This is a genomic window from Kitasatospora sp. NPDC057542 (genome assembly GCF_042801945.1).
GTDB lineage: Bacteria > Actinomycetota > Actinomycetes > Streptomycetales > Streptomycetaceae > Kitasatospora.
The window spans coordinates 1-26,880 of the sequence record NZ_JBHVFE010000070.1; the positions used below are offsets into that span (position 1 = coordinate 1).

Annotated in this window: 24 protein-coding genes; 11 read left to right on the forward strand and 13 right to left on the reverse strand. The window is 73.3% G+C overall.

Translation table 11 applies throughout. The features are described 5' to 3' along the window. The first annotated feature begins 29 nt into the window (after positions 1–29). The 4 genes from ACFU7Y_RS12020 to ACFU7Y_RS12035 all read left to right on the forward strand — a co-directional run bounded on the left by ACFU7Y_RS12020 (position 30) and on the right by ACFU7Y_RS12035 (position 1,866). A complete protein-coding gene (locus tag ACFU7Y_RS12020; RefSeq protein WP_224282073.1) occupies positions 30–239 on the forward strand; it encodes a DUF397 domain-containing protein in 210 nt (69 codons plus the stop codon). 242 nt (positions 240–481) lie between these two features. Next, complete coding sequence (locus ACFU7Y_RS12025; protein WP_224282074.1) at positions 482–910, forward strand: peptidase inhibitor family I36 protein; 429 nt, start codon at positions 482–484, stop codon at positions 908–910. A gap of 48 nt (positions 911–958) precedes the next feature. Beyond that, positions 959–1,396, forward strand: a complete 438-nt coding sequence (locus ACFU7Y_RS12030; protein ID WP_224282075.1) for a peptidase inhibitor family I36 protein — start codon at positions 959–961, stop codon at positions 1,394–1,396. 38 nt (positions 1,397–1,434) lie between these two features. After that, a complete protein-coding gene (locus ACFU7Y_RS12035; RefSeq protein ID WP_224282076.1) occupies positions 1,435–1,866 on the forward strand; it encodes a peptidase inhibitor family I36 protein in 432 nt (143 codons plus the stop codon). A gap of 246 nt (positions 1,867–2,112) precedes the next feature. Here ACFU7Y_RS12035 and ACFU7Y_RS12040 read toward each other — a convergent pair whose 3' ends face one another. From ACFU7Y_RS12040 to ACFU7Y_RS12050, 3 genes are all read right to left on the reverse strand, one after another. Then, on the reverse strand, positions 2,113–3,735 hold the full coding sequence (locus ACFU7Y_RS12040; protein ID WP_380767678.1) for a hypothetical protein: 1,623 nt from the start codon (positions 3,733–3,735) through the stop codon (positions 2,113–2,115). Between the two features lie 323 nt (positions 3,736–4,058). Next, positions 4,059–4,781: a heparin lyase I family protein gene (locus ACFU7Y_RS12045; protein ID WP_224282078.1), complete on the reverse strand. Its 723-nt coding sequence runs from the start codon at positions 4,779–4,781 to the stop codon at positions 4,059–4,061. A gap of 153 nt (positions 4,782–4,934) precedes the next feature. Next, on the reverse strand, positions 4,935–6,329 hold the full coding sequence (locus ACFU7Y_RS12050; protein WP_224282079.1) for a uracil-xanthine permease family protein: 1,395 nt from the start codon (positions 6,327–6,329) through the stop codon (positions 4,935–4,937). A 387-nt stretch (positions 6,330–6,716) separates the two neighbouring features. On the opposite strand from ACFU7Y_RS12050, the gene ACFU7Y_RS12055 reads away from it, so the two are divergent. The 3 genes from ACFU7Y_RS12055 (at position 6,717) to ACFU7Y_RS12065 (ending at position 10,498) form a co-directional block, all read left to right on the forward strand. Beyond that, complete coding sequence (locus ACFU7Y_RS12055; protein WP_380767680.1) at positions 6,717–9,626, forward strand: BTAD domain-containing putative transcriptional regulator; 2,910 nt, start codon at positions 6,717–6,719, stop codon at positions 9,624–9,626. Positions 9,627–9,716: 90 nt separating this feature from the next. Beyond that, a complete protein-coding gene (locus tag ACFU7Y_RS12060; RefSeq protein ID WP_224282439.1) occupies positions 9,717–10,202 on the forward strand; it encodes a hypothetical protein in 486 nt (161 codons plus the stop codon). Continuing rightward, complete coding sequence (locus tag ACFU7Y_RS12065; protein ID WP_224282438.1) at positions 10,199–10,498, forward strand: hypothetical protein; 300 nt, start codon at positions 10,199–10,201, stop codon at positions 10,496–10,498. Before ACFU7Y_RS12060 ends, ACFU7Y_RS12065 begins: the two co-directional genes overlap by 4 nt. Positions 10,499–10,541: 43 nt before the next feature. On the opposite strand, the gene ACFU7Y_RS12070 is transcribed toward ACFU7Y_RS12065, so the two are convergent. Both ACFU7Y_RS12070 and ACFU7Y_RS12075 read right to left on the reverse strand, forming a co-directional pair. Further along, a complete protein-coding gene (locus tag ACFU7Y_RS12070) occupies positions 10,542–11,183 on the reverse strand; it encodes a CatB-related O-acetyltransferase (protein ID WP_224282441.1) in 642 nt (213 codons plus the stop codon). Positions 11,184–11,289: 106 nt separating this feature from the next. Continuing rightward, positions 11,290–12,345 (reverse strand): YihY/virulence factor BrkB family protein, encoded by a 1,056-nt coding sequence (locus tag ACFU7Y_RS12075; RefSeq protein WP_224282437.1) that lies wholly within the window; start codon positions 12,343–12,345, stop codon positions 11,290–11,292. 257 nt (positions 12,346–12,602) lie between these two features. Between ACFU7Y_RS12075 and ACFU7Y_RS12080 the strand changes: the two genes are divergently transcribed. Then, positions 12,603–15,722: a phosphocholine-specific phospholipase C gene (locus ACFU7Y_RS12080; protein ID WP_380767683.1), complete on the forward strand. Its 3,120-nt coding sequence runs from the start codon at positions 12,603–12,605 to the stop codon at positions 15,720–15,722. Between the two features lie 84 nt (positions 15,723–15,806). On the opposite strand, the gene ACFU7Y_RS12085 is transcribed toward ACFU7Y_RS12080, so the two are convergent. The 6 genes from ACFU7Y_RS12085 to ACFU7Y_RS12110 form a co-directional block, all read right to left on the reverse strand. Continuing rightward, positions 15,807–16,811, reverse strand: coding sequence for a TIGR03571 family LLM class oxidoreductase (locus ACFU7Y_RS12085; RefSeq protein ID WP_380767685.1), 1,005 nt, complete (start codon positions 16,809–16,811; stop codon positions 15,807–15,809). A 77-nt stretch (positions 16,812–16,888) separates the two neighbouring features. Further along, positions 16,889–17,719 carry an aldo/keto reductase gene (locus ACFU7Y_RS12090; RefSeq protein ID WP_224282434.1) on the reverse strand — a complete coding sequence of 277 codons (831 nt, stop codon included), beginning with the start codon at positions 17,717–17,719 and terminating at the stop codon, positions 16,889–16,891. Next, entirely contained in the window at positions 17,716–18,090 is a 375-nt protein-coding gene (locus tag ACFU7Y_RS12095; protein WP_380767687.1) for a nuclear transport factor 2 family protein, read from the reverse strand. Before ACFU7Y_RS12095 ends, ACFU7Y_RS12090 begins: the two co-directional genes overlap by 4 nt. Further along, entirely contained in the window at positions 18,087–18,509 is a 423-nt protein-coding gene (locus tag ACFU7Y_RS12100; protein ID WP_380767689.1) for a heme-binding protein, read from the reverse strand. Before ACFU7Y_RS12100 ends, ACFU7Y_RS12095 begins: the two co-directional genes overlap by 4 nt. A 45-nt stretch (positions 18,510–18,554) precedes the next feature. After that, positions 18,555–19,757 (reverse strand): MFS transporter, encoded by a 1,203-nt coding sequence (locus ACFU7Y_RS12105; protein ID WP_380767691.1) that lies wholly within the window; start codon positions 19,755–19,757, stop codon positions 18,555–18,557. 280 nt (positions 19,758–20,037) lie between these two features. Beyond that, on the reverse strand, positions 20,038–20,505 hold the full coding sequence (locus ACFU7Y_RS12110; protein ID WP_380767693.1) for a MarR family winged helix-turn-helix transcriptional regulator: 468 nt from the start codon (positions 20,503–20,505) through the stop codon (positions 20,038–20,040). A 333-nt stretch (positions 20,506–20,838) separates the two neighbouring features. On the opposite strand from ACFU7Y_RS12110, the gene ACFU7Y_RS12115 reads away from it, so the two are divergent. Then, positions 20,839–21,429, forward strand: coding sequence for a lytic polysaccharide monooxygenase (locus ACFU7Y_RS12115; RefSeq protein WP_224284454.1), 591 nt, complete (start codon positions 20,839–20,841; stop codon positions 21,427–21,429). A 213-nt stretch (positions 21,430–21,642) separates the two neighbouring features. Continuing rightward, entirely contained in the window at positions 21,643–22,740 is a 1,098-nt protein-coding gene (locus ACFU7Y_RS12120) for a chemotaxis protein (protein WP_380767695.1), read from the forward strand. A gap of 164 nt (positions 22,741–22,904) precedes the next feature. Here ACFU7Y_RS12120 and ACFU7Y_RS12125 read toward each other — a convergent pair whose 3' ends face one another. After that, the gene (locus ACFU7Y_RS12125; RefSeq protein ID WP_380767697.1) at positions 22,905–23,822 is read right to left on the reverse strand and encodes a GNAT family N-acetyltransferase; all 918 of its coding nucleotides are present in this window, start codon (positions 23,820–23,822) and stop codon (positions 22,905–22,907) included. 356 nt (positions 23,823–24,178) lie between these two features. Here ACFU7Y_RS12125 and ACFU7Y_RS12130 point away from each other — a divergent pair, with 356 nt between their 5' ends. Then, complete coding sequence (locus ACFU7Y_RS12130; protein ID WP_224284457.1) at positions 24,179–24,349, forward strand: hypothetical protein; 171 nt, start codon at positions 24,179–24,181, stop codon at positions 24,347–24,349. Between the two features lie 48 nt (positions 24,350–24,397). Here the strand turns inward: ACFU7Y_RS12130 and ACFU7Y_RS12135 are convergent. Next, the coding region (locus ACFU7Y_RS12135; protein WP_380767699.1) for an ATP-binding protein at positions 24,398–26,880 on the reverse strand (2,483 nt) is incomplete at its 5' end.

A 26,880-nucleotide genomic window follows, 5' to 3' on the forward strand; every position in this document is an offset into this window, starting at 1 on the left:
GCCTACACGGGGGAGGGCAGGCAAGGGCCATGAGCGCTCTGAAGCCCGACCTGGCCGGCGCCGCGTGGCGCAAGAGCACGCACAGCAACAACGGTGGCAACTGCATCGAGGTGGACGACGCGCACCCGGGCAGGGTCCGCGACTCCAAGGATCCCGACGGGCCGTCCCTCCTCTTCCCCTCCGAGGCCTGGAAGTCCTTCGTCGCCGCCGTCCGCAGCGGCGAGTTCGGCGACGTCTGAACCGACGCCGAGGACGCCGCCGCCGGGAAGCCGACTGCGCCGCCGGCGTCGGTTCCACATGCAGTCAGATGGCTGATGTCTCCCCTGTGCCCTCGCCGCCGCCACAGGGTTCCACATGCAGTCAGATGGCTGATGCCTCCCCTGTGCCCTCGCCGCCACAGTGGTGGTGCTCCGCAAGCGAAACGTCGGAGCGCCCCCCTGGCAGTTGGAGAGCAGAGGAGATCATGATGAACCTGCGGCGAATGGCGACGAGGCTCGCGCTGGGTGCTGCCACAGTGGCCGGGGTGCTCGCCGCCACGACGACGAGTGCGAGCGCCGACGTCCTCACCACGATCTCGACCGGCCCCGGCAAGTGCCCCGCCAACTGGGTCTGCCTGTGGAGCGAGAACAACTTCATCGTGGGGAACCCGAAGGGTGGGGTCGACTACGGGGCCGTGGGCGCGAACGAGAACATCCCGGACCTGGCGCAGTTCAAGTTCGAGAGCAAGCTCTGGCGCTGGAAGGGCATGGCGGACGAGGCCTCCTCGGTCGTGAACAACACCGGGAGCAGCATCTGCTTCTACGAGAACACCAACTACGGCGGCTTGGAGTTCAGGATCGGCCCCCGGGAGCAGTGGGCCTCGGTCCCGTCGTGGATCAACGACAAGATCAGCTCCTTCAAGTTCTGCTGACCTGCCCCCCTCCCTTCCCCTTCCCTTCTTTGACCTGAACGGATCGTCATGAAGTTCTCCAGGAACCTGGCCAAGCTCGGCCTGTGCGCCGCCGCCGCTGCCGGTTTGATCGTGACCGGGGCGACCTCCGCGAGCGCCACCAATGTCTTCTACCTCGGCCACGGGGCCGGGTCGTGCCCCGACGGCTACGTCTGCCTGTGGTCGGAGTCCAACTTCATCGAGGGCAGCTTCGTCAACAACAGCAAGTTCGGCTCCTTCGCGGCGAACCAGAACACCGGCGACATGGGCAAGCTCCAGCACGACTCCGGCGGGGACAAGGGCATGCAGGACGTCACCTCCTCGGTGCTGAACAACACCAGGAGCAGCATCTGCTTCTACGAGAACAACTGGTACACCGGCCTGGAGTTCAAGATCGGCCCCGGGGAGCACTGGCCCTACGTCCCGTCGTGGATCAACGACAAGATCAGCTCCTTCAAGTACTGCTGACCGTCCCTTCCCCTCTTCTTCGACCTGAACGGATCGTCATGAAGCTTTCCCAGAAGATGACCAGGCTCGGCCTGTGCGCGGCCGCCGCCGTCGGGCTGGTCGTGACCGTGGCGGGCTCCGCCAGCGCCAACACGATCCTCGGCCTCGGGCAGGGCGCCGGAGCGTGCCCCGCCAACTACGTCTGCCTGTGGTCCGACTACGGTTACGTCGCCGGTGGCCCCGACCACAAGTTCGGGTCGATCGCCTCGGACCAGAACATCGGTGACATGGGCAAGCTGGAGCGCAACGGAGCCCTGTGGGATGGGATGCAGGACGTCGCCTCGTCCGTGGTGAACAACACGGGGAGCAGCATCTGCTTCTACGAGAACAACTGGTACACCGGCCTGGAGTTCAAGATCGGCCCTCGTGAGCGGTGGTCCTCGGTCCCGTCGTGGATCAACGACAAGATCAGCTCCTTCAAGTACTGCTGACCCGTCGCAGGCCCCGACCGGCTTCCGCACGCGCCTGAAGCGCAGGCCCGGACCGCATCCACGCGGTCCGGGCCGGGGGGTTTTCACGAGTCGACGGTCACGAGCCGGCGGTGGCCGCCTCCAGCGTCGTCGCCATGACCGGGCTGGTGAAGGTGTTCGTCGCGTCCCCCGTGGAGGGGTGGTGCGAGCCCTACTTCAGGTAGAGGGGGCCCGGGGCGGACGGCTGTGTGCCGTCCGCCGAGGGCGTCACCCGTGGTGGGGGTCGCAGCAGTCGGAGAGCCGGAAGGAGGCGATACGGGTGTTCCAGTTTCCGGTGCCGTCGGCCGGTTGGTACTGGTTGGTGTACCAGAACGTGCAGTTGTCCACCGGGTCGATCGCCATGGAGGTGTAGTCACCCCAGCGGTTGCTCCCGGTCTGGGAGCCTGTGCCGGTCCACACGGTGGTCTCCCGGAACGTCATCACGTTCCGCGGGTCGCGCGCGAGGCGTCCGGTGACGCTGATCGAGGGGTGGTCCTGGGAGGACGACGTCGAGTATCCCAGGGCGATGTTGCCCTCCCTGTCCTGGGCCGCGGAGCCCATCCACCGGTACATGGACCCCGGAGCGTAGGTGCTCTGCTGATGGACGACCGGTCGGTCGTGGTCCAGCCGCAGTTCGTACCAGCGCACCCCCACGCCGCCGGGTGCGTCGACCGCGTGGTTGACGACCAGGGACTGGTGGTCGCCGAAGTTGCGGTAGGCGAGCCGGTACATGGCGGAGTAGGAGAGCGAGTCCAGTTTCTGGGTGGTACCGGCCTGGGGCACGCACTGGGTGGGATCGGTGCTCTGGCAGGCCGGGGTGTAGGGGGCCACCGGCAGCTCTCCCGGGCCCGTGACGGCGGTGCGGGTCTGGTCCGCCCAGTCGACGTGGAACCGCCAGTACTGCAGGCTGTCGCCGGCCGGGTCGAGGGCGAGCAGCAGGTTGGGCCGGCCCTGCGGGGGAGGGGTCGAGCCGTCGAGGTCGGAGCCGAGCGGGAAGGAGGGTACCGGGACGTCGTAGCACTGCTGGTCGGCGTCGGCTCCCCGCAGCATCCGGTGCCGGTCCCAGGCGCACGCCTCGAAGACCGTCCCGGCGCCGGTGAAGGTCGCGTAGTAGGCGTCCGGCCACACCGCGACCTTCGGGTGGTCGATGAAGTGCCGGTACCCGAACTCGTACCGGTAGTACGCGCCGGTGGCGTCCTCGCTGGTGGAGACGGCCACGCACAGCCGGTTCGTGTCGCCTGTCCGGTCGAGGGCGAACTGGTTGAGGATCCAGCGGTGGGCCAGGGAGTCCCAGCGGACCACGGGATCCCCGATGTCGACGTTCTGAGCGGTCTCGCACGGTCCGCCGAACCCTCTGAACAGGGTCTGGGTCGTCAGCGGCCCCAGCTCCGTGGCACCGGTCTTGGAGTACACCGCGAGGTCGTAGTTGGTGATCTCCACGATCTGGCGGGAGCCCACCGAGGCGTTGGGGTCGGGCGGGACGCCCCCGGCTTCCCGGATGCCGTCGAAACTGACGTCCAACCGGATCGGGCCCCGGCTGCCGTCGCGGTCCTGCACCACCTGATCCGGACGGGCGGCCTCGGTGGGGGACGGCTCCCGCACCTCTCCGGGGGACACGGCGCCGGGGGTGGACCGGCGCTCTCCGTGCCCCTGCCACAGGTCACGCAACGGCGGCGAGGTGTCATGGTGCAGCGCGGGTCCGGAGTCAGGGGACCGAGGAGCCTGCGTGTGGCCGGCCGGCTTGGGTACGGCTGTGGTGGCGGGCGTGGCGGACCACGCCGGGGCGGCCACCAGCGCGGCTCCCATCGAGGCGACGGCGACGATCGAACGCAAGGCACGGGATACGTGCATCAATCCTCCGAGCGGGTCGGTGAGCCAACCCGCTCGGCCGTCCGGTGACGGCATCGTCCGGGACAACCCCCACCCGCGGGCGGCGGCTGTCGCGGCCTCCCCGCGCCCCGGGCACGCCGGGCACGTTTCCAGGCCACGGTATGAGGGCGGGCGACTCATCTGAGGGCGTGGCAGAACACAGTTATCCACCTCCTCCGCCCGACGCCGGGGTGATCGGTGCCGTGTCGGGTGCGGCTCAGCCGTATGGCGCTGCCCGCATGACGGCCTGAAACCGCAGGCCCGGACCGTTCGCGGTCCGGGCCTGCGGTTTCGTCCCTGGTCCCTTACGAGCCGGCGGTGGCCGCCTCCAGGGTCGTGGCCATGACCGGGCTGGTGAAGGTGTTCGTCGCGTCCCCCGTGGACGGGTGGTACGAGCCCCACTTCAGGTAGTTCCGGTCGCCGTCCCAGGTGGTTCCCTTGAAGGTGCCCGAGCCGGTGGTGAACGTCTGCTTCACGCCGTCGAACCAGAAGTCGATCGTGCCGTCCGTCCGGCCCAGGCGGATCTTCAGCGCGTACGAGTGCCATGTGTTGTTGGCCGTCTGCGCGGTCCACAGGGAGTGCGCCACGTGGGCGGTGTCCCACTCCTGGAGGCGGACGCGCCCGTTGACGATGTCGATCTCGATCGGGTGGTTGGCCGTGTCGGTGCTCGGGGAGCACTTCAGCTGGAAGACGTACCGGCTGTTGGTGTCCTTGACGTCCACCTTGGACGACCAGCCCAGGTAGAACGTGTCGCCCTCCTTCAGGTCCGGGCTGAGCGTCTCGCAGCGCTCCTCCCCGGCCGCCTGGAAGGCCCGCCACACGCTGCCCTTCACGGAGTCCTTCACCACCCCGAAGTTGCCGGTCGCGCACTGGACCGCCTTGAACGAGGACGGGCCCGTGCTGGTGCTCGGGGTCCACAGGACCTGGCCGGCCGCGCTGCTGGGCGTCACCCCGGCGCAGGTGATCGCGAACGTGCCGAGGGCGACGGCCGCGGCGGCGGCCTTGCGGCGGTGGGTCAGAAGGGACATGCCTCTCCCGGGAGGATGAGTGGCCGATACGAGCGAGCAGTGATTCGACCACCGACCGGCCCGCACGGCCAGACGGAACGGCCGGCGGAAGATCCTTTTCGGACACTTCCGCCGGCCGTCCTCCCGACCTGAACCCGAACCCGGCCCCGTCCGTTACGGGTTGCGCGGTTCCTCGGAGCCCTCGTCGTACGAGGAGGTGCCCTCGTCCAGCAGCGGCTCCTGGGTCTTGAGGTGCGCGGGGGCCAGCGCCCGCAGCGCGTGGTAGCCGGTGATGACGACCAGCGTGCCGAGCGCGATGCCGCTGAGGCTGAACGTGTCGGTGAACTTCAGCGTCACGTTGCCGATGCCGATGATGATGCCCGCCGCGGCCGGCACCAGGTTCAGCGGGTTGCGCAGGTCCACCTGGGACTTGGTCCAGATCTGCGCACCGAGCAGGCCGATCATGCCGTACAGGATCACGGTGATGCCGCCGAGCACCCCGCCGGGGATCGCGGCCACGATCGCGCCGAACTTCGGGCACAGGCCGAACAGCAGCGCGAATCCGGCGGCGCACCAGTAGGCGGCCGTCGAGTAGACCCGGGTGGCGGCCATGACGCCGATGTTCTCCGAGTACGTGGTGTTCGGCGGGCCGCCGACCGCGGTGGAGAGCATGGAGCCGACGCCGTCCGCCGAGATCGCGGTGCCCAGCTTGTCGTCCAGGTTCGTGCCGGTCATCTCACCGACCGCCTTGACGTGCCCGGCGTTCTCCGCGACCAGCGCGATCACCACGGGCAGTGCGACCAGGATCGCCGACCACTGGAAGGACGGGCCGTGGAAGGTCGGCAGGCCGATCCAGTCCGCCTTGCCGACGCCCGACAGGTCCAGACGCCAGTGGTCGGTCAGGTGCCCGCCCGCGTCCACCGAGTGGATCTTCCCGAAGACCTGGTCGAACAGCCAGGAGATCCCGTAGCCGAACAGCAGCCCCAGGAAGATCGCCACCCGCGACCAGAATCCGCGCAGGCACACCACGGCCAGACCGGTGAACAGCATCACCAGCAGCGCCGTCCACTGATCCTGCGGCCAGTACACCGAGGCGGTCACCGGGGCGAGGTTGAAGCCGATCAGCATGACCACCGCGCCGGTGACGATCGGCGGCATCGTGGCGTGGATGATGCGCGCCCCGAACCGCTGGACCGCCACACCCACCAGGAACAGCACCACGCCCACCACGAACACCGCGCCGGTCACCGTCGCGCTGGTGCCGCCCTGCGCCCGGATCACCGCGGCCACGCCCACGAAGGACAGCGAGCAGCCCAGGTAGCTGGGCACCCGGCCCTTGGTGGCCAGCAGGAAGATCACGGTCGCCACGCCGGACATCATGATCGCGAGGTTCGGGTCGAGCCCCATCAGCACGGGCGCCACGAAGCTCGCCCCGAACATCGCCACCACGTGCTGGGCGCCGAGCCCTACCGTGCGGGGCCAGGAGAGCCGTTCGTCGGGACGGACCACCGCCCCCGGTGCGGGCGTGCGCCCGTCACCGTGCAGCTTCCAGCGCACGCCGAGATCCATGGTGAGGTTTCGCTTTCTCTGTACTTCCGAAGAACTGTCCGCACCATTGTGGTGGCCACCGGGTGCCCCGGCGATCACACGGCCCGCGCGTGAGCTGCGGATACGTGTGGGCAGGGTCGGGCGGGGCCTGATGCTGTCGGGATCTTACGGCCACCGCCCCCGCGCCGCGGCGGTCGCACCGGGACCTCCCTGACCGTCCACGTCCACGGCCCCTGCGGCACGAGAGCGCCGGCGCGGGAAGCAACCTTTCGTCGCCTGCCGGGAGTCTCCACATCGACGGCGACGCCGGCACCCGGCAGTCCTCGGACGAGGCGGGGCCGGGCGACGTTCCTTGATCGACAGAACGCCTGCTGTCATATGCTTGTCAGATTCACCTGAGGGGGGTGCGTGGAGTTCCGACTGCTGGGCTCGGTGGCCGTGGTGGCCGCGGACGGCCGGGAACTTCCGGCCGGATCGGCCAAACGCCGCAGCCTGCTGGCCATGCTGCTGCTGAACCCCGGAGCACCGGTCACCGTCGAGCGGCTCACCGAGACCCTCTGGGACGAGGCGCCGCCCCGGCACTCACGCACCGTCATCCACAACCACGTCTCCGGGCTGCGCGCCCTGCTCACCGCCCACGACGCCCCCGCCGCCGGCATCGAACTCGTCACCGACAACGGCGCCTACCTGCTGCGGGTGCCCGACCTGGCGGTGGACACCGTCCGGTTCGAACACCTGGTGGCCCGTGCCCGCTCCCTGGACGACGCCCGCGAGGCCGCCGCCGCCCTGCGCGAGGCACTCGCCCTGTGGCGCGGCCCCGCCCTCGCCGGCACCACCGCCGGCCTGCCACTGCAGTGCGCCGCCCGGACCCTGGAAGAACAGCGGCTGGCCGCCGCCGGGGAACTGGCCCGCGCCCACGGCCGGCTCGGCGACCACGGCACGGCCGCGAACCTGCTGCACGCCGAGGCCACCGCCAACCCGCTGCGGGAACCGCTGGTCGCCGAACTCATGCACGCCCTCGGCCGGGCGGGGCGCCGCTCGGAGGCCCTGGACTGGTTCCACCGCACCCGCCGGGCCCTGGCCGAGGAACTCGGCATCGACCCCGGGCCGGAACTCACCGGGGCCTACGACCGCCTGCTGCACGCCGACGCCCCGCCGAGCCGGTCCGACCGGGTGCCGCCCGCGCGGCTTCCCGGTGACCAGGAGCCGCCTGACCGCGTCCCGCCCGCGCGGGTCCCCACCGTCGGCGGTCTGGCCTCCGTCCCCGACCAGCGGCCCGCGCCCGCGCCGCCCGTCCCCGCGCCGCCCGTCCCCGTACGGCCCGCACCCGCCTCCGTCCCCGACCAGCGGCCCGCGCCCACGCCCGCGCCCGCACCCGCCGCCGGCCCCGGGCACCAGCACATCCCCTGCTCCTTCCCCCGCCGCCCGCGCGGCTTCGCCGGCCGGGAGGACGAACTGGCCGCGCTCGACCGGGCCACCGCCGCCCCCGGCGCCGTCGCCGTGCTCACCGGCGGCGCCGGCATCGGCAAGACCACCCTCGCCCTGTACTGGGCCCACCGCCGCCACCAGGACTTCCCCGACGGCCGGCTCTTCGTCGACCTGTGCGGCCACAGCCCGCTGCCCGAACGCTCCACCGCCGCCGTCCTGCGCGAACTGCTGCTCGCCCTCGGCCTGCCCGCCGAGCAGATGCCCGCCACCCCCGGGGCGATGGCCGCCCGCTACCGCGAACTGACGGCCACCCGCCGGATGCTGATCGTGCTGGACAACGCCCGCCGTTCCGAGCAGGTCCGCCCGCTGCTGCCCGACGGCGACGACTGCGTCACCCTGGTCACCAGCCGCGACCGGCTCGGCGGCCTGGTCGCCTCCGACGCCGCCCGCCCCGTCCCGCTCGCCGAACTCTCCTCCCCGCAGTCCGTCAGCCTGCTCGCCGCCACCCTCGGCCCCGACCCGGTCGCCGCCGAACCCGAGGCCGCCGCCCGCCTGGCCCGACTGTGCGACGGCCTGCCGCTGGCCCTGCGGCTGGCCGCCGCCCGCCTCGCCACCGGCCCCGCCCGCGCGCTGGCCGCCCTCGCCGACGAACTCGCAGACGAACAGGACCGCCTGGACCTCCTCGACGTCGAGGACACCAGCGTCGCCGCCGCCCTCGCCCTGACCGTCCAGCACCTGAGCGAACCCGCCCACCGGATGTTCCGCCGCCTCGGCGCCCACACCGGCGCCACCCTCGACAGCCGTACCGCCGCCGCCCTGGCGGGCTGTCGCCCCGACGAGGCCGCCGACGCGCTGGCCCGACTGGCCGCCGCCCACCTGATCGTCCAGATCGGCCGGGACGCCTACACCCTGCACGACCTGGTCCGCCTCTACGCCCGCAGCCTGCCCGGCGACACCGACACCCAGGTGCTGCCCCGCCTGCTCGACCACCTGCTCAACACCCTCCTCACCGCCTGCGCCGCCGCCGAACCGGGCAGCGAACCGTGCTGCACCCTGCCGCCCGGCACCCGCCGCCCCGCCGACGTCCGCCCCTTCCCCGACCGGGCGAGCGCGCTCGCCTGGTACGCCGCCGAACGCGACACCCTGCGCGGCGCGGTCGAGGCGGCGGTCGCCGCCGGACTGCACGACCGCGCCTGGCGCCTGGTGCTGCTCCAGTGGCCGCTGATCGTCTGGCAGGTCCGGGACGGCTGGGCGCCGCTGCTCGAACACGGCCTGGCCGCCGCCGAGGCCGACCGCGACCCCGGCGCCCAGTCCCGCGCCCGGGCCCTGTTGGGCTGGGTCCTGCTGGAGGAGGGCCGCCCCGAACAGGCCCTCGTCCACCTGGAGCGCGCCCCCGACCTCGCCGCCCGGGCCGGCGACGGCACCGCCCAGGCCGTCGCCCTGGTCAACCTCGCCGTCGCCCTCGCCCGCCACGGCGACCACGCCGGCCGCGCCCGGGTCCGCGGCCTGCTGGTACGGGCCCTGTCCCTGGCCGAACGGGCCGACCGCGCCGACCTGGTGGCCCTCGCCCGCCAGCACCTGGCCCACGAGTGCCTGGCCGCCGGCGCCCCCGAGGAGGCCGCCCACCACGCCGCCCACGGCCTGGCCGTCGCCGAACCCCCCTTCCCGGTCACCCGCCGGGTGGTCCTCCAGACCCTCTACGGCCGCGCGCTCGCCGCCACCGGCCACCCGGAGGAGGCCGCGCTCCACCTCGGCGCCGCCCTGCGCACCGCCCGCGACCACCAGTACGGGGAGGGCGAGTCGCAGGCCGGCGCGGCCCTGCGCGCCCTGTCGGCCGGCAGCGCCGCCGTGGCCGCCGCCGCGACGGCCATGGCCGGCGCGCAGCACTGACGGCCCGTCCCGGCGGGAAGGATGCACCCATCGGGGAGAGCCCGGGCAGCGGGCGAAACCGGCACACCATCGGCCCGAGGGGGCTTTGCGATGACCACACCGCCGGAGCCGGACCGTCAGTACGAGCTGCTGGAGCTGTACAAGCTCGCCGTGGAGATGGCCGACCGGGTCTCGGCCCGACGCGGCAGCGCCAACACCTTCTTCCTGTCCGTGCAGACCGCGCTGGTCACCCTGATCGGCTTCGGCATACCCAAGCTCTCCGAATCCCCGTGGTGGGTGCCGACGGCCGTCGCACTGGCCGGCATCACCCTCTCCGGGGCCTGGTGGATGCAGCTGCGCAGCTACCGGGACCTCAACGGCGCCAAGTTCCAGGTCATCAACAGCCTGGAGGAGAAACTGTCCGCGCGGATCTACACCGAGGAGTGGGACGTCCTCAGGAACAGCGCGGCGCCCGGCCGCCGGCACCGGCACTACACCGAACTCGGCACCACGGAACGGCTCGTGCCGATGATATTCGCGGTGGCCCATCTGATCCTGCTGACCGGCACACTGGCCACCGGCACACTGGCCGTATGAGCCACCTCGATCCCATCGCCGACCTGATCCGCGCCTGCCTGCCCTCCGAGGCCAGACCTCCCGCGGGCTCCGACGACCTCTTCCGCATCTACGCCGTGCTGCTCCAGGCCAAGGGCGAACAGGTCACCGACGAGGACGTCCACAACGCCTGGACGGCCTGGACCCAGACGACCGACGACACCCACAAGGCCCTGGTGCCCTTCCACGACCTCGACGCCCGCACCCGCGCCCTCGACGCCCCGTACACCCTCGCCATCCGCACCGCCGCCCGCAGGCTCCACCACTCCACGGCCTGAGGGCGGCGGGTCGGCCGGACGGGCCACCCCCGTCCGCCGCCCCTCAGACTCCGGGGGCGGCGGCCGCGAGCTCGTCGACGGTGCCGGACATGACGGTGCGCAGGTGGCGGGTGAGGTGCTCGACGGGCCAGTCCCACCAGGCGAGGTCCAGCAGGCGGGCGATGTCGGCCTCGTCGTGGCGCAGCCGGATCACCTCGGCCGGGTTGCCGCCGACGACGGCGAAGTCGGGGACGTCGGAGGTGACGACGGATCCGGCGGCGACGATCGCGCCGTGGCCGATGCGCACCCCGGGCATGACGGTGGTGCGGTAGCCGAGCCACACGTCGTGGCCGATCACGGTGTCGCCGCGCCCGGGCAGGCCGGTGATCAGGTCGACGTGCTCGGCCCAGGCGCCGCCCATGATCGGGAAGGGGAAGGTGGAGGGCCCGTCCATCCGGTGGTTCGCGCCGTTCATGACGAACCGCACCCCTGTGGCGAAGGCGCAGAACCTGCCGATGACGAGCTTCTCCGGCCCGTAGTGGTACAGCACGTTGCGGGTCTCGAACGCCGTCGGGTCGTCCGGGTCGTCGTAGTACGAGTACTCGCCCACCTCGATCAGCGGCGAGGTGACCAGCGGCTTGAGGAGGACCACCCGCGGCTGCTCGGGGAAGGGGTGCAGCACGGTCGGGTCGGGCACGGCGGGGATCACGAGGAGGGCACCGCTTTCTCGTTGACGGGATGTCAGAGCACCGGGGCGCCGGAGCGCACCGCTCCATGATCCCCGTCCCCCGCACAGGGCGTGACCAGGGCCGTCACCTGCCGCCGCTGTCGCCGTCCCCGTCGTTCTCCCCGCCGTCCCCGCCGCCCTGCCCGCCGTCCCCGTCCGGGCCCTCGGGCTCACCGGGCGGGGACGGCCCGTCGTGGAACGAGACGTCGACCCGCTGCTCGGGCCGGCGCTCCTCCTGCCGGGCGACCGAGGACAGCACCGCCTGGTCGGCGTCCGTCAGCGGCGGCTGCAGCAGACTGCGCGGCCACAGCCGCCGGGCGAGCACGACGTCGACCTCGGCCGCGTACACGGTGACCTGCGCGGCCAGGTAGAGCCAGAACAGCAGCCCGATCACCGTCGCGAAGAACCCGTAGACCTGGCTCGCGTGGCGCAGCTCGTGGGCGACCAGCAACGAGCCGGTCGCCTGGAGGACGGTGAACAGCGGCCCGGCGAGCGCGCAGCCCGGCCACAGCGCCCGCAGCGGAACCTCGCGCGGGGTGAGCACCCGGAAGCAGGCCAGGCACAAGGCGGCGTTCGCCAGCGCCGAGACGACCAGGCCCCCGATCCGGGCGGCCGGCCCGGCCAGCGTGGCGCCGACCAGCGAGGCGGCGGCGGTGCCCAGCACCAGCCCGCTGCCCAGCACCGCGAACAGCAGCACGCTGCGCGCCAGCCGCGGCCAGTAGCCGGGCCGCTTCACCCCCGGCACGTTCCAGACCTCGGCCATGGCGTGCTGCAGGACCTGCGCGATGCCCAGCGCCCCGTACAGCAGGCCGAGCGCGCCGATCACCAGGGCCAGGCCGTTGCCCTGCAGGGAGTGGACGTTCTGGCGCAGCTGGTCGCCGATGATCGGGAAGTCGGCGAGCGCGGAGTCCAGCACCGCGCGCTGCGCCCCGGGGTGGCCGTGCAGGGCGAAGCCGAGGACGGTGCTGAGCAGGAGCAGCAGCGGGATCAGCGCGACGAAGCCGTAGTAGGTGATCAGGGCGGACAGCAGCCCGCCCCGGTCGTCCCCGTACTTGCGCACGACGCCGACCACCAGGCCGGGGGCCCGGTGGCGCTGCTGGAAGCCGTCCACGGCGCGCAGGCCCCGCTCGATCGGATTCACACCGCGCGTCTGCCCACGGCGCGCGGTGCGACACCCCGGCTGCGCGCACCGGTCCGGCGTGGTTGATCGGTCAACTGCTTGATCAACTGGCGTCAAGTTGTCTGTACAGCTCGGAGTCTCCCGCCGGTCATCGGCCGGTCATCGGACACCACGGCTGCGTCCACTTCGGTCTCGTACACATAACGGGTCCGGTCCGAACCGCGCGGCCGGCCCCCGTACCGAAGACCCGCGGTCCGTCAGCAAGGAGCCCCACCCCCATGAGTCCGAAGCCCGAACTGTCGCGCCGCAGCATCCTCGGCGGCGCGGCGGCGGCCGCGGTGCTGTCCGCCCTCCCGACCAGCGTCCAGCAGGCGCTCGCCGCACCGGCCCGGCCCGGACGGCTGGCGGACATCCAGCACGTCGTGGTGTTCATGCAGGAGAACCGCGCCTTCGACCACTACTTCGGCACCCTGGCGGGCGTGCGGGGCTTCGGCGACCGCACCGCCGTGCGCGGCGTCGACGGCCGTTCGGTGTTCCACCAGCCCGACCCCGGCCGCAAGGAGGGCTACCTGCTGCCCTTCGCGATGAACGCCGCCCACACCAACGCCTACCAGCAGGGCGCCCCCTCCTTCGGCTACGGCGACTCCATGAACGCCTGGAACGACGGCCGCGCCGACGGCTCCGTCACCCGCCGCTCCTCCGGCTGGCTCGGCCAGGGCTACTACGAGTCCGCCGACATGCCCTTCTACCACGCCCTCGCCTCGGTGTTCACGGTCTGCGACGCCTACTACGCCTCCGTGCAGTGCAACACCAACACCAACCGCGACCACCTGATGACCGGCACCAGCGGCGGCACCGTCCGGGACACCCCGGTGACCGACAACACCGAGATCCCCGGCGGCTACGAGTGGACCACCTACGCCGAGCGCCTGGAGCAGGCCGGCGTCAGCTGGAAGACCTACCAGGCCATCGACAACTTCGACGACAACGCCCTCGCCTGGTTCGCCCCCTTCGTCAAGGCCAGGCCCGGTGAGCCGCTGTACGAGCGCGGCATGCGCGCCGTCGGCGACCCGGCCAAGAAGAACGACCCGTTCGCCATGGGCGACGCCCTGGTCGAGGCCTTCACCGCCGACGTCCAGGCCGACCGCCTCCCGCAGGTCTCCTGGATCGTCGCCCCCGCCGCGCTGTCCGAGCACGCCAACTACGCGCCGCCGAACGGCGAGCACCTCACCTCCCGGCTGCTCTCCGCGCTCGCCGCCAAACCCGAGGTGTTCCAGAAGACCGTCTTCATCCTCAACTACGACGAGCACGGCGGCTTCTTCGACCACCAGCTGCCGCCCGTCCCGCCGCTGGCCGACGGCCGCGGCAAGTCCAACGTCCCGGTCGACGGCGAGGTCGTCGTCCGCGTCAGCAAGGGCTCCTCCACCTACCACCGGGTGGTGAGCCAGGACGGCAAGTACCGGGTCAAGGCCGCCGACGGAACCCTCACCTGGTCCGACACCCTCCCGGCCGGCGAGACCCTGGTCTCCGGCCCCTACCCGATGGGCCTGGGCGTGCGGGTGCCGATGGTCGTCGTCTCGCCGTGGACCCGCGGCGGCGTCGTCGACTCCACCGTCTACGACCACACCTCCGTCCTGCGCTTCCTGGAACAGCGCTTCGGCGTCCAGGAGCCCAACATCAGCCCCTGGCGGCGCGCGGTCTGCGGCGACCTCACCAATGTCTTCGACTTCTCCGGCCGCAACCCCGCCTGGCCGCAGCTGCCCGACACCAGCGGCAACCGCCAGAAGGTCATCGACACCGGCAAGCTCCCCACCCCCACCGTGCCCAGCCCGCAGACCTTCCCCCAGCAGGAGCGCGGCACCCGCTCCTCCCGCCCCGCCCCGTACAACCTGCTCGTCAAGCCCCGCCTCAAGGGCGACGAACTGACCGTCGACTTCGTCAACCAGGGCCGCCAGGGCGCCGTCTTCGCCGTCTACCCCGCCCCCGGCGAGGCCCCCAAGCACTACACCGTGGCCGCCAAGAGCCGCCTCTCGGACGTCTGGAAGGTCGGCCCCGCCGGCTACGACCTGCGCGTCCACGGCCCCAACGGCGCCCTGTGGCACCTGCGCGGCGACACCACCTCCGCCTACGAGATCTCGCTCTCCGAGGAGAGCGACGGCAAGGTGCTGGAGGTCGACGTCATCAACCGCTCGCGCACCGCCCAGACCTTCCTGGTCGGCGACCTCGCCTACGGCGACGGCCTGCGCGAGGTGCGGGTGGCGGCCGGCGACGACCGCACCGTCAACCTCAAGGTCGGCCCCGAGGGCTGGTACGACGTCGCCGTCGGCGTCCAGGGCGAGCTCGGCTTCCGCCGCCGCATCGCCGGCCGCTTCCCCTGGGACGACCGCACCGTCACCGACCCGGCCCTCGGCCTGGCCGACCCGCTCACCGTGAACCTCGCCCTCGGCGCCGCCTCCGCCACCATCGACGAACCCGTCCTGCTGCCCGGGCGCCCCGCCACGGTCACCGCCACCCTCACCGCCACCACCGCCCTCACCCGCCTGGAGGCCCAGCCGCTGCTCCCGCCCGGCTGGACGGCCACCGCCGTCGTCGCCGCGCCCGACAAGCTCGCCGCCGGCGCCAGTGCCACCGCCGTCTGGCAGGTCACCCCGCCCGCCCAGCTGCCCGCCACCGCCACCCACCGCCTGCTGGTCACCGCCCGCGCCCAGGCCGACGGCCGCTTCGCCGTCGCCGACGGCGAACTCGCCGCCCGCCCCGCCCCGGTGATGACCGGCCACCTCCTCGACGAGGACTTCGAGTCCCTCGCCGACGCCCTGCGGCCCGAGGCCGGCCTGCTCGGCTGGACCGCCCAGGCCCCCAAGGGCTGGTCGGTGGTCAACGCCCCCGCCATGCCGCAGGGCACCGTCCGCCTCCAGGGCTGGACCTTCCACACCAAGCGCGAATGGGCCGCCCTCGGAGCCCAGGACCGCGGCAACTTCACCCGCGCCCTGGGCGTCGTCGCCGTCGCCGACCCCGACGACTGGGACGACACCGGCTCGCCCTCCCGCAAGGGCGTCTTCGACTCCACCCTGGTCTCGCCCGCCGTCACCATCCCGGCCGGCACCGACACCCTCCACCTCGCCTTCGACTCCCACTACCGCCAGGAAGCCCCGCAGAAGGCCTCCGTCACCGCCGTCTTCGACAACGGCACCGAGACCCGCCTGCTGGCCTACAGCTCCGACGCCACCGGCAACGACAACGCCGGCAAGGACGCGCAGAACACCCGGATCACCCGCAGCTTCGCCGTCCCGGCCGGAGCCCGCTCGGTGACCCTCAAGTTCCGCATGTACGACGCCGGCAACAACTGGTACTGGGCCGTCGACCACATCCGCCTCGACACCCGCCCCGTCACCGGCTGACCTCTTCGGCCCCGCCCGGGCCCGTCCGAGCCTCCGCGCCCGGGCGGGCCCGGCCGCGTCCACCCACGGCGGAAATCGCCCGGCTCAGCCGCGCTGTTCGGCGACGGCGGCGGGGGTGGCGAAGCGGGGCAGGACCTCCTCGGCGAGTTCCTGCAGCAGCTCGTCGACGGGGCGGTCGTTGGGGCGCAGGTTGAAGGAGACGTGGGCGACGCCGAGCTCGGACATCAGCTCCAGGTACTCGATCAGGGCGGTGCGCCCGGTGCTGAGGCCGAGCCGGACGGGGCGCGGCGCGGTGGCGGGGTCCTCGGCGAGGGTGAGCACCATCGGGGTCAGGTAGGGCTTGTCGCCGGCGAGGTCGCGCCACTGGCGCATCCGCAGGCGCAGCGCGTTCGGGTCGCGCGGGTAGTCGAGGGAGGCGTCGGCGTGCTCGGCGATCCACTCGGGGCTCTGCTGGGCGCCGCCGGCGACGGCGATCGGGATGCCCGCGGGGTGGACCGGCCGGGGCAGGACCTCCAGTCGGCGCTCGGCGCCGAGGCCTGCGGCGGGCAGTTCCAGCGGGCCGGGCCGCCAAGCGGCGCGCAGGGTCTCGACGCCGGTGCGGAAGGCCTGGCCGCGGTTGTGGAAGTCGCGCTCGAACAGCGGGTACTCCACGGGGCGGTCGCCGCTGGCCAGACCGAGCAGCAGGCGGCCACCGGAGAGCACGTCGACGGTGGCGGCGGCCTTGGCGACCAGCAGCGGCTCGCGCAGCGGCAGCACGACCGCGCCGGTGGCGAGGACCGCGTCGTGGGTGAGGGCGGCGAGGTGGCCGAGGTGGGTGAAGGTCTCGAAGACGCTGCCGGCGTCGCCGAACTGGACGGGGTCGTAGAGCGGGACGTCGCGCACCCACAGGGCGGCGAAGCCGAGGCGGTCGGCGAGTCGGGCGAGGCGGGCGTGCTCGGCGAGGTCGGGGACGCCGAAGGGACGGCCCACCTCGTGGTCGGCCCGGCCGCGGTCCTGGCCCCAGTCGTTGTCCAGGGGCAGTTCCAGGCCGATGGTCAGCCGGCCGTCGGCGGGGGCCAGTCGGGCGAGTGCGGGGTGGGGCAGTGCCATGGCGGGTCCTTGGGGGCAAGGGCCCGTCCCGGGCGGCGGTGCGACCGCCCGGGACGGAAGTGGTGGGGCGGGCCGGATCAGTTGAACTGGTCCGGGTGCGGGCCGGTGCGCAGGCCGCGGTCGGTGGCGGCGACGGCGGCCATGTCCTGCTCGGTCAGCTCGAAGTCGAAGACGTCGAGGTTCTGCCGGATGCGGGCCGGGGTGACCGACTTGGGGATGACGATGTTGCCCAGCTGCAGGTGCCAGCGCAGGACGACCTGGGCGGGGGACTTGCCGGTGCGCCGGGCGATGGCGGTGATCGCCGGGTCGTCCAGGACGGCGCCCTGGGCGAGCGGGCTCCAGGCCTCGGTGGCGATGCCGTGCTTGGCGTGGAAGGCGCGCAGCTCGGCCTGCTGGAGGCCGGGGTGCAGCTCGACCTGGTTGACGGCGGGCACCAGCGAGCTGTTGTCCAGCAGGCGCTGGAGGTGGGCGGGCTGGAAGTTGGACACGCCGGCGGCGCGGATGCGGCCCTCCTCGGCGAGGCGCTCGATGGCGCGCCAGGAGTCCAGGTAGAGGTCGCGGGCCGGGGTGGGCCAGTGGATGAGGTAGAGGTCGGCGTAGTCCAGGCCGAGCTTGGCGAGGCTGGCGTCGAAGGCGCGCAGGGTGGCGTCGTAGCCCTGGTCGGCGTTCCACAGCTTGGTGGTGACGAACAGGTCCTCGCGGGCCACGCCGGAGGCGGCCAGGGCGCGGCCGACGCCGGTCTCGTTGCCGTAGATGGCGGCGGTGTCGATGCTGCGGTAGCCGGCCTGGAGGGCGGAGGCGACGGCGGCGGTGGTCTGCTCGTCGGGGACCTGGAAGACGCCGAAGCCGAGCTGGGGGATCTCGACGCCGTTGTTCAGCTTCACGGTGGGGACGCCGGGGGTGGTCATGGTCGCGGGCTCCTTCGGGCGGTGCGGTCGGTGAGGGTGTAGTGGACGGTCTGGGCGCTGATGAGGCCGTCGCGGAAGACGAAGGTGTCGACGCCGTCGGCGACCTCGCGCTCAGGGGTGGTGGCGCTCCAGTGCAGGAGCAGCACCTCGCCGGCGAAGCGGGGGGTGAGCTGCCAGTCGGCGTCGGGCAGGTCGGCCAGCAGCCGGCCGAGGGCCTGCCGGATGCCGGCCCGGCCGTGGAAGGTGCCGGCCGGGGTGACGGCGACGGCGTCCTCGGTGTAGTTGCCGCTGACCAGGTCGAGGTCGCCGGTGCCCAGGCGCTCGCCGTGGTCGGCGAAGACCTCCTGCGGGCTGCGGGTCGCGGCGCTCATCGGGCGAGCTCGGCGAGGGCGGCGGTGGCGAAGGAGTGGTCCTGTTCGGGGGCGCCGCCGCCGACGCCGATGGCGCCGATCAGCCGGCCGTCGCGGTGGACCGGGATGCCGCCGGCGATGAACAGCAGCGGGCGGTCCAGCGCGGTGGGCAGGGAGTGGAACGGCCCGTCGGGCTTGACCAGGTCGACCAGGTCGGCGGTCGGGGCGTTCAGCTGGAGGGCGGTGTAGGCCTTGCGGGTGCTGGTCTCGCCGGAGATCAGCACGGCGCGGTCGTCGCGGCGGAAGGCGAGCAGGTGGCCGCCCGCGTCCAGGACGGTGATGCTGACCGTCACGTCCGCGGCCTCGGCGGCGCTACGGGCGGCGGCGACGAGGGTTTCGGCGTCGGCGGTGGTCAGCGGGGCGACGGCGGTGGTGCTCATGGTGGTTCTCCCGGTGGTGGGGGTGGGGTCCGGCCAGGTCGATGGTCAGTGGTGCAGGGCGGCGTGGCGGGGAGCCGCGCCCGTGGTGACGGCCTCGCGGGCGTGGTCGCGGCGCTCCAGGGCGGCGGACCAGAAGGCCAGCAGCAGGGCCGCTCCGGCGAGGACGGCGCCGACCCAGTTCGGGGCGGTGTAGCCGAGGCCGGCGGCGATGACGATCCCGCCGAGCCAGGCGGCCAGCGCGTTGCCGAGGTTGAAGGCGCCGATGTTGACGGCGGAGGCCAGGGTGGGGGCGCCGTGGGCCTGGTCCAGGACCCGCTTCTGGAGCGGGGGGACGGTGGCGAAGCCGAGGGCTCCGACCAGCAGGACGGTGACGGCGGCGAGGATCTTGTTGTGGGCGGTGAGGGTGAACAGCGCCAGCACCACGGCGAGTCCGCCGAGGGTGGTGTAGAGCATCGGCATCAGCTTGCGGTCGGCGTAGCGCCCGCCCAGCAGGTTGCCGAGGAACATGCCGACGCCGAACAGCACCAGCAGCCAGGTGACGGAGCCGTCGGCGTAGCCGGCGACGGTGGTCATCATCGGGGCGATGTAGGTGATCGCGGCGAAGACGCCGCCGAAGCCGAGCACGGTCATCGCCATCGCGAGCAGCACCTGCGGGTTGCGGAAGGCGGTCAGCTCGCGGCGCAGGTGGGCGCCCTCGGGGCGGGGCACGGCGGGCACGAGCTTGGCGATGCCGAGCAGGCCGACCACGCCGAGTGCGGCGACGGCGGCGAAGGTGGTGCGCCAGCCGACGGCCTGGCCGATGAAGGTGCCCAGCGGCACGCCGACGATGTTGGCGATGGTCAGCCCGGTGAACATGGTGGCGATGGCGCCGGCCTTCTTCTGCGAGGCGACGAGGTCGGCGGCGACGACGGAGCCGATGCCGAAGAAGGCGCCGTGGGCGAGCGAGGTCACGATGCGCCCGGCCAGCATCACGGGGAAGGACGGGGCGAACGCGGAGAGCAGGTTTCCGGCGACGAACAGGCCCATGAGCAGCATGAGCATGGTCTTGCGGCTGATCCGGGTGCCGAGGGCGGTCATCAGCGGGGCGCCGATGACGACGCCGAGGGCGTAGCCGGTGACCAGCAGGCCCGCGTTGGGGATGGAGACGCCGTAGTCGCCGGCGATCTGGGGCAGGAGGCCCATGATCACGAACTCGGTGGTCCCGATCCCGAATGCGCCGATGGCCAGGGCGATGAGAGCGAGAGGCATGGGCCCGAACCCTTCTGTGATTGCTTGAGGGAGCGCCTTGCGTGCTTCCACAATAGTTGCAGGCGCGCGATAAGTGCAAACGCGGATATGGGGCATGCGCTATGGGGTCGGGCGGGCGCGTGGCGTCACGGCCCCGGGCGCGCGGCGTGACGCGCCGGGGCGGGGATTCGGGGGCGGCGTGCGGGTGCCGTGGAACGCGGCCGGGCCCGGCCCGTCCGAGCCGCGTGTGCGGTTCGGACGGGCCGGGCCCGGGGGAGTGGTGGTGCGGGGCCGGCCGGGGTCAGCGGGCGGGCGAGGCGGCGTCCACGGCCTCGACCGCGCGGACCAGCGAGGTCAGCTCGGGGTTGCGGGCGGCCTCGTCGAGCGCCTCGCGCAGTGCGGCGTCGTTGGTCGGCCTGGCCTCCTCCAGGAGCTTCAGGCCGTCCTCGCTCACGTTGGTGTAGATGCCGCGGCGGTCGGTCGGGCACAGGTAGCGCGACAGCAGCCCGCGGTCCTCCAGTCGGGTGACCAGGCGGGTGGTGGCGCTCTGGCTGAGCACCACCGCGTCGGCCACCTGCTTCATCTGCAGGTGCCCGCCCACACCGTCGTGCTGGCGGCTGAGCACGTCGAGCAGCGAGTACTCGCGCACGCTCAGGTCGTGCTTGGCCTGCAGGGCGCGTTCGATGTGGGACTCGATCCGGCCGTGCAGGACGGAGAGAGCACCCCAGCCGTTGGCAAGGGCGGTGAGCGCGGGGTCCGTGGCGGTCATGGGGCCTGGCCTCCTTCCAGATGTGGCTGAGTACAGGATAAGCCATGAACTGAAATATCGGCTAGAGCTTATATAGCGCTCATGCAATTAATCTTCCCGCGTGGGTCGGGCGCGGGGTCGGGGCGTGCGGTGTCGGGCATTGCCCAGTGTTCGCAGGGCTTTGGCGTAAATGGTTCAGACCATTGACGCGAGGGGGAGGCAGATCCTACGGTGTCGGGCAACCGGTCTGGCGCGGGCATGCCATGTCTCCGGCGGACCGCCGTGCGCACCCCCACGCGCACGCGCACGCCCCGCGCCGGGCGCACACTCCATCCACCCCCACGGAGGAGCACCATGCGCAAGCGCCATCTGATCGCCGCCGCCGCGGCCGCGATCGTCCTGCCGATCGCGGCGGCCCTGCCGGTTCAGTCGCACGGCTTCATCAACCTGCCGCCGAGCCGTTCCGCGCTCTGCGGCGCCAACGCCGTCCCGTGGGACTGCGGCGACATCCAGTGGGAGCCGCAGAGCGTCGAGGGCCCCAAGGGCTTCCCGGGCCGCGGCCCGGCGGACGGCACCATCTGCGCCGGCGGCGACGCCCGCTGGGCCCCGCTGGACAACCCCCGGAACGGAGCCTGGCCGACCACCAGGGTGACGGCCGGTCAGCAGCTCACCTTCACCTGGGAGATCGAGGCCCGGCACTCCACCACGAACTTCACGTACTACCTGACCAAGCCCGGCTACAACGCGAGCCGGCCGATCACCCGGGCCGCCCTGGACCTGACCCCGTTCCTGACCGTCCCCTACAACGGCCGCCAGCCCGCCGCCACCACCACCCACACCGCGACCCTGCCCACCGGCCGCACCGGCCACCAGGTGATCGTCGCCGTCTGGGAGATCGCCGACACCGGCAACGCCTTCTACTCCTGCACCGACGTCCAGTTCTGACCGTCCCGACGGCCCTGACCGTCGCGTCCCGCCGACGCCGCCGCCCGACTCCGGACGGCGCCGGCGGGCCGCCGCCCGCACCGCAGACCCCTGGCCCGGGACCGTGCTCGCGCGCCGAAGAAGCCGCAAATAGGTACATTGACGACATTTGGCAGCAGTGCCAGGCCCCGCGCGTCCACGAAAGAAGGCCGACCGCCTTCGGAAAGGGTCTCCATGCGCCCCGACCTCAGCCCCGCCGTCCTCGCCGAGCTGCGCCGGCCGCGGCCCTATCCGGCGGTGTCGATCCTGATGCCCACGCACCGCCGGGAGCCGGACAACACCCAGGACCCGGTCCGGCTGCGCAACCTGCTGGCCGAGTCCAAGGAACGCGTCCAGGCCGACCCGAAGGTCTCCCGCGCCGACCGGCTCGACGTCCTGGAGCAGCTCGACCGGGCCCTCACGGAGGTCGACCTGGTGCACGCCGAGGACGGCCTGGCGATCTTCGCCGCACCCGGCGAGCACCAGGTCTGGTCACTCGGGCGCACCGCCCCCGCCCGGGTGGTCCTGTCCGACACCTTCCTGACCCGCAACCTGGTCGCCGCACACGCCGCCGAGCGCCCGTACTGGGTGCTCGCGGTCGCCGCCGACAAGGTGGTGCTGTGGGGCGGCACCGAGGAGCGGGTCGCCGAGGACAAGGACCACGGCTTCCCGCTGGTGCGCGTCTACGACAACCCCGACCCCGAGCGGCAGGAACAGATCGGCGACACGCCCAGCACCTTCCGCGACGAGGCGACCAAGACCTTCCTGCGCCAGGCCGACACCGAGGCCGGCAAGCTGCTGGCCGCCGCCCCCCGCCCGCTGTACGCGGTCGGCGAGGCCGCCGCGCTCGCCCTGCTGGACGCCGTCGGCCCGATCGCCAAGGAGTCCACCGCGCAGCTCCCGCACGGCGGCCTCGCCCAGGCCGACGCCGAGACCGTCCGCAAGGTGGTCGAGCCCGCCGTGCGCGCCCACGCCGAACGCGAGGTCGCCGAGAACCTCGCCCAGCTCGACAAGGCCCGCGGCGTCCAGCAGTTCGCGGCCGGCCTGGACGAGGTCTGGCAGGCCGTCGGCCAGGGCCGGATCGCCCGCCTGGTGGTCGAGGAGAACTACCGCGCCACCGTCCGCGACGACGGCGAACACCTCGTACCCACCGAGGCCGACCAGACCGGGGCCCGCGAGGACATCGTCGACGAGGTGATCGAGCGCACCCTGGACACCGGCGCCCAGGTCGGCTTCGTCCCCGACGACACCCTCGCCGACAGCGGCCGGATCGCCGCCGTCCTGCGCTACTGACCCGGGCCCAGGGCTCCCCGCCCCGCAGCCGCCCGCCCGGCCACCACCCCGGCGGACGGCTGCGCACACCCGAGGACCGCCGCACAGGGCGACCGCGTGTCAGTACTCGAAGTCGGCTGCGCGGATTTCCGCAGTCCCGTGCACTGCGGTCTTGTGACTGATCGTCACTCCGCCGGCAGATCCTTCCGGAAGACCGTGGAGCTGTGCCGGACTCCCATCCCCACGCTCAGGTACAGGTCGAGTGCGCCGGTTTCCGAGTGCGTCCCGAGGGTGCACGCCCGCCGTCCCCGCTGATGGAAGCTGCGGAACACGGTGCGGAGCAGGAGACGGGCGATGCCCCGGTTGCGGTGATCGCGGCGGACCGCGACCTGCTCGATGTAGCCCTCGCCGGTGTCCGGGAGATCCAGCGAGAGCGCAACGCCGACCAGTTGGCCATCGGCGAACGCCAGCGCTGACATCGCGGGGGCGAAGGTGGGGCGTTCGACGGTGTGCCGGGCCCACTCCTGGTAGGCCTTGCGCCGCTGCTGCCATTCGTCGAAGGCATCCTCGACGACCTGGTGTGCATCGTGCTCGTCACCAGGCCTGAACGGCCGGACCGTGACGCCCGCGGGAGGCTCGGGCACGGTCGGTTCCCCCGGCATGAGGAACTCCAGCAGCCATTCGGTCACCATCGGCTCGTATCCGCGCGAGCGCAGCAGCGCGACAGCATCCCTGTCGTTGTCCGGGACGGTCTGGACGATTCGCGTGCTACCCGTCTGCCGGCCGCGGGCCTCGGCCCAGTCCAGGAGGGCACCACCCAGGCCGCGGCCGCGGTGCTCGGGGTGGACGTCCACCTCCGAGCGCCGGTTCACCCAGGCCCGAGCGGCCAGCTGCCCTGCCCGGTCGTGGATCAGTCGGGTATCCAGCTCCGGGGCCAGACCCGGTCTGGCCAAGTCGGCGGCGACGCGGCCGAGATCGGTGTGCACCTGTCCGTAGAGCTCCCGCTCGCAGGCCGTGACCAAGCGATGGATGTCGCCGAGGTCGTCGGCAGTGGTCGGGCGCGCTCGGTATCCCGGCGGCAACCCCGGCATGAGATCCGACACTGTGGACACTCCTCCCCTGGCGGCGGTACCGGAGACCGATCCCGCCTCACAACCCAGCGACCAGCGTAGAGAAAGAGGTTCGGCACGGCGCCGGGAGATCCGAGGCATCGTGGCGGCCCCATCCGCGTCCGCCGGCCCCACCACCCCGCCCTGCCGCACCGGGCCGCGTCGCCACCGGTCTCGGAAGCCGGCCGCCGTGGCCGGGCAGGGCTGACGACCCGTCCGAGGACGGGCCACGGCGGATACCCAGGATTCGGTACGGGATTGGGTAGCGGTACGCATTGATCCCGCCCCGTCCCGGCCGGTTTCCTGGAGCCCGCCCGAACCGACGACCCTCATCCCCCCGGAGGTCGCCCATGACCCGCCGCGAACGTCTCCGGCTCTACGCCGACGAGCACTTCACCGCCCCCGACCCCGGGCTGGTCCTGCCCGCCCGCCGCAGCAGCGGCGTCCGCCGGCCGGGCCTGGCCCGCCTGGCCCGGCTCTCCCGGCTCGTCGAGCGCGCCGGGCACCACCGGCACGGCTGACCCCGGACCGGGTCCCGCCCTCTGAGGGAGCGGGCGGGACCCCAATCTTCAGGAGGCGCCCTCCGGGGCGTCGTCCACGGCGGCCAGCGCCTCGCCCAGCCCCGCCCGGCCCACGCCGAGCTTGCGCAGCGCACTCGCCACGTGGTGCTCGACCGTACGGGTCGACAGGAACAGCGCCCGGGCGATGTCCTGGTTCGCCGCACCCTGGGCGGCCAGGGCGGCGACCTGCCGCTCGCGCGGGGACAGCCGCTCACCGTAGCCGCGCCGCCCCGGCGAGGCCGCCCGGCCCAGACCCAGCTCGCGCCGCAGCCGCTGACAGCGGGCCGCGTCCGAAGCCGCGCCCAGCGCCAGGTAGGCCTGCTCGGCGGCGGCGATCCGCTCCGCGGCCGCCACCCGGTCGCACCCCGCCGACACCGTGCCGGCCCGCTCCTCGGCCCGCGCCGCCTCGTACGGGCGGCCGATCCGCTGCCAGAGCCCACCGGAGCGCACGAACTCCGCACACGCGCCCGCCGGGTCCCCGTCGGCCAGCAGCAGACCGCGGGCGAAGGCCAGCGCCGCACCGGGAGCCGGCGCGTCCCGCCCCTCCAGGTGCGCCCCCGCCTGCCCGACCAGCTCCGCCGCGCCCGCCCGGTCGCCCGCCGCCAGCAACACCTCGACCGCCACCGGCAGCAGCTCGGCGGCCCGCGGCCAGGCGTCGGCCGCGCGCAGTGCGGCCAGCGCCGGCGCCAGCGTGGCCGCCGCCCGCGCGACGTCCCCCTCCGCCAGCTGCAGCGCCGCCAGCCCCGCCGCCGCCCGCAGCGCCCCGGTCACCTGCGACTCCCGCTCCCCGTACGGGCCCGCCTCGGCGAAGTGGGCGCGCGCCACCGCGAGCCGCCCGCGCGCGGCGGCCAGCCGGCCCAGCAACAGGGCCTGCTCGACCCCGGCCATCGCGAGGTCGGGGAACTCGGCGCCCAGCGCGGCCAGCCGCTCCTCCAGCCCGTCCCACTGCCCGGCCAGACCGTCCAGCCGCACCAGGGCGATCCGGCTGTAGCACTCCAGATAGGGGATGGCCGCCTGACGGGCCAGGCGCCGGCTCTCCTCCAGCAACCGCGCAGCCCGCCGGTCGTGGCCCAGCTCGACGGCGATCTCACCCACGTTGTACAGCGCGCGGGTGGTCTGCCGGACGATCTCCCACCGCTCCGAGGTCCGCGGCAGCCCGTCCAGCTGCGCCCACACCGCCGGGTCGCCCTCGCGCGCGAGGAAGGTCAGCCGGGTGGCCCGCACCGCGGCGGCCACCTCCTCGTCCGGGCTCGCGGCCAGGGTCCGCTCGGCCCGCTCCAGCCACTGCCAGGCGCGCTCGCCGGCGCCGTCGCGCTCGTTCATGGCCAGCGCCACCATCGCCCGGGCCGCCCGGTCCGGACGCTGCTCCAACTCGTCGAGGGACTCCTCGATCCGCGCGAAACCGGCCCGGTCCCCGCCGTGCACGGCCATCAGGAGGCCGAGCGACAGGCGGATCTCGCCGCGGTCGGGCACCGGCAGCCGCGGGTCGGCGATGATCGCGGTCAGCACCGCGGCACTGGCCACCGAGTCCACGCCGTCGGCGGCGATCCGGGCCAGCGCGAGCGCGGCCCGCCCGCGCCGCCGCGGGTCGAGGTCGGGCTCGTCCAGCAGCCGGCGCAGCAGGGCGCCGGCGCTGCCGCTGTCCCCGAGCGCGACCGCCTGGCCGGCGGCGGCCTCGGCCACCTCCTGCCAGGCCGCCCGGTCGCCGAGCGCCAGGGTGTGGTGGGCGATCTGCACCAGCGGCCGCGGCACGCGCGCGCCCAGCGCCGCCACCGCCCGCCGGTGCAGGGCGGTGCGCCGCGGCCCGGGCAGCCGGCGGTAGGCCACCTGCTGCGCCAGGACGTGCCGGAACCCGTAGCGGGCCAGCGGCTTCTCGTTGAGCACCGCCGCCCGCAGCGCCTCGGTCAGGCCGTCCGCGGCGGCCTGCGGATCGAGGCCGGCCACGGCGGCGAGCAGGTCCTCCCCGGCCGGCACGCCGAGCACCGCGGCGGCGGAGGCGATCGCGGCGGCGTCCGGGGACAGCACCGCGAGCCGCTCGGTGACCGCGTCGCGCAGGCCGCGCGGCACCTCGGACTGCTCCAGGTCGGCGGCCAGGTCCGCGGCGTTGGTCAGCGCGCCGGCGCCGCGCCGCTCGCCCAGCGTGATCAGGTCCTCCTCGGCGACCAGCGGCAGGCCCTCGCTGCGGTCGAACAGCACCCGGGTGAGCGCCGCGGTCGCGCGCGGCCCGAGCGCGGCCCGGGCCAGCTCGTGGACCTCGGCCTCGGCGAGCGGGGAGAGCCGGATCAGCGCGCCGCCCACGCCGGCCGGGCGCCGGTAGGCGGCGCCGAGGACGGGGGTGTCGGGCGGCAGGTCCTCGGCCCGGTAGGTGAGCACCAGGGCCAGCCCCGCCGGCACGTCCCGGGCCAGCAGCAGGAGCAGCTCGCGGGTGGCGTCGTCCACCCAGTGCAGGTCCTCGACGACCAGCACCGTCTCGCCGAGCGCGCCCAGCAGGG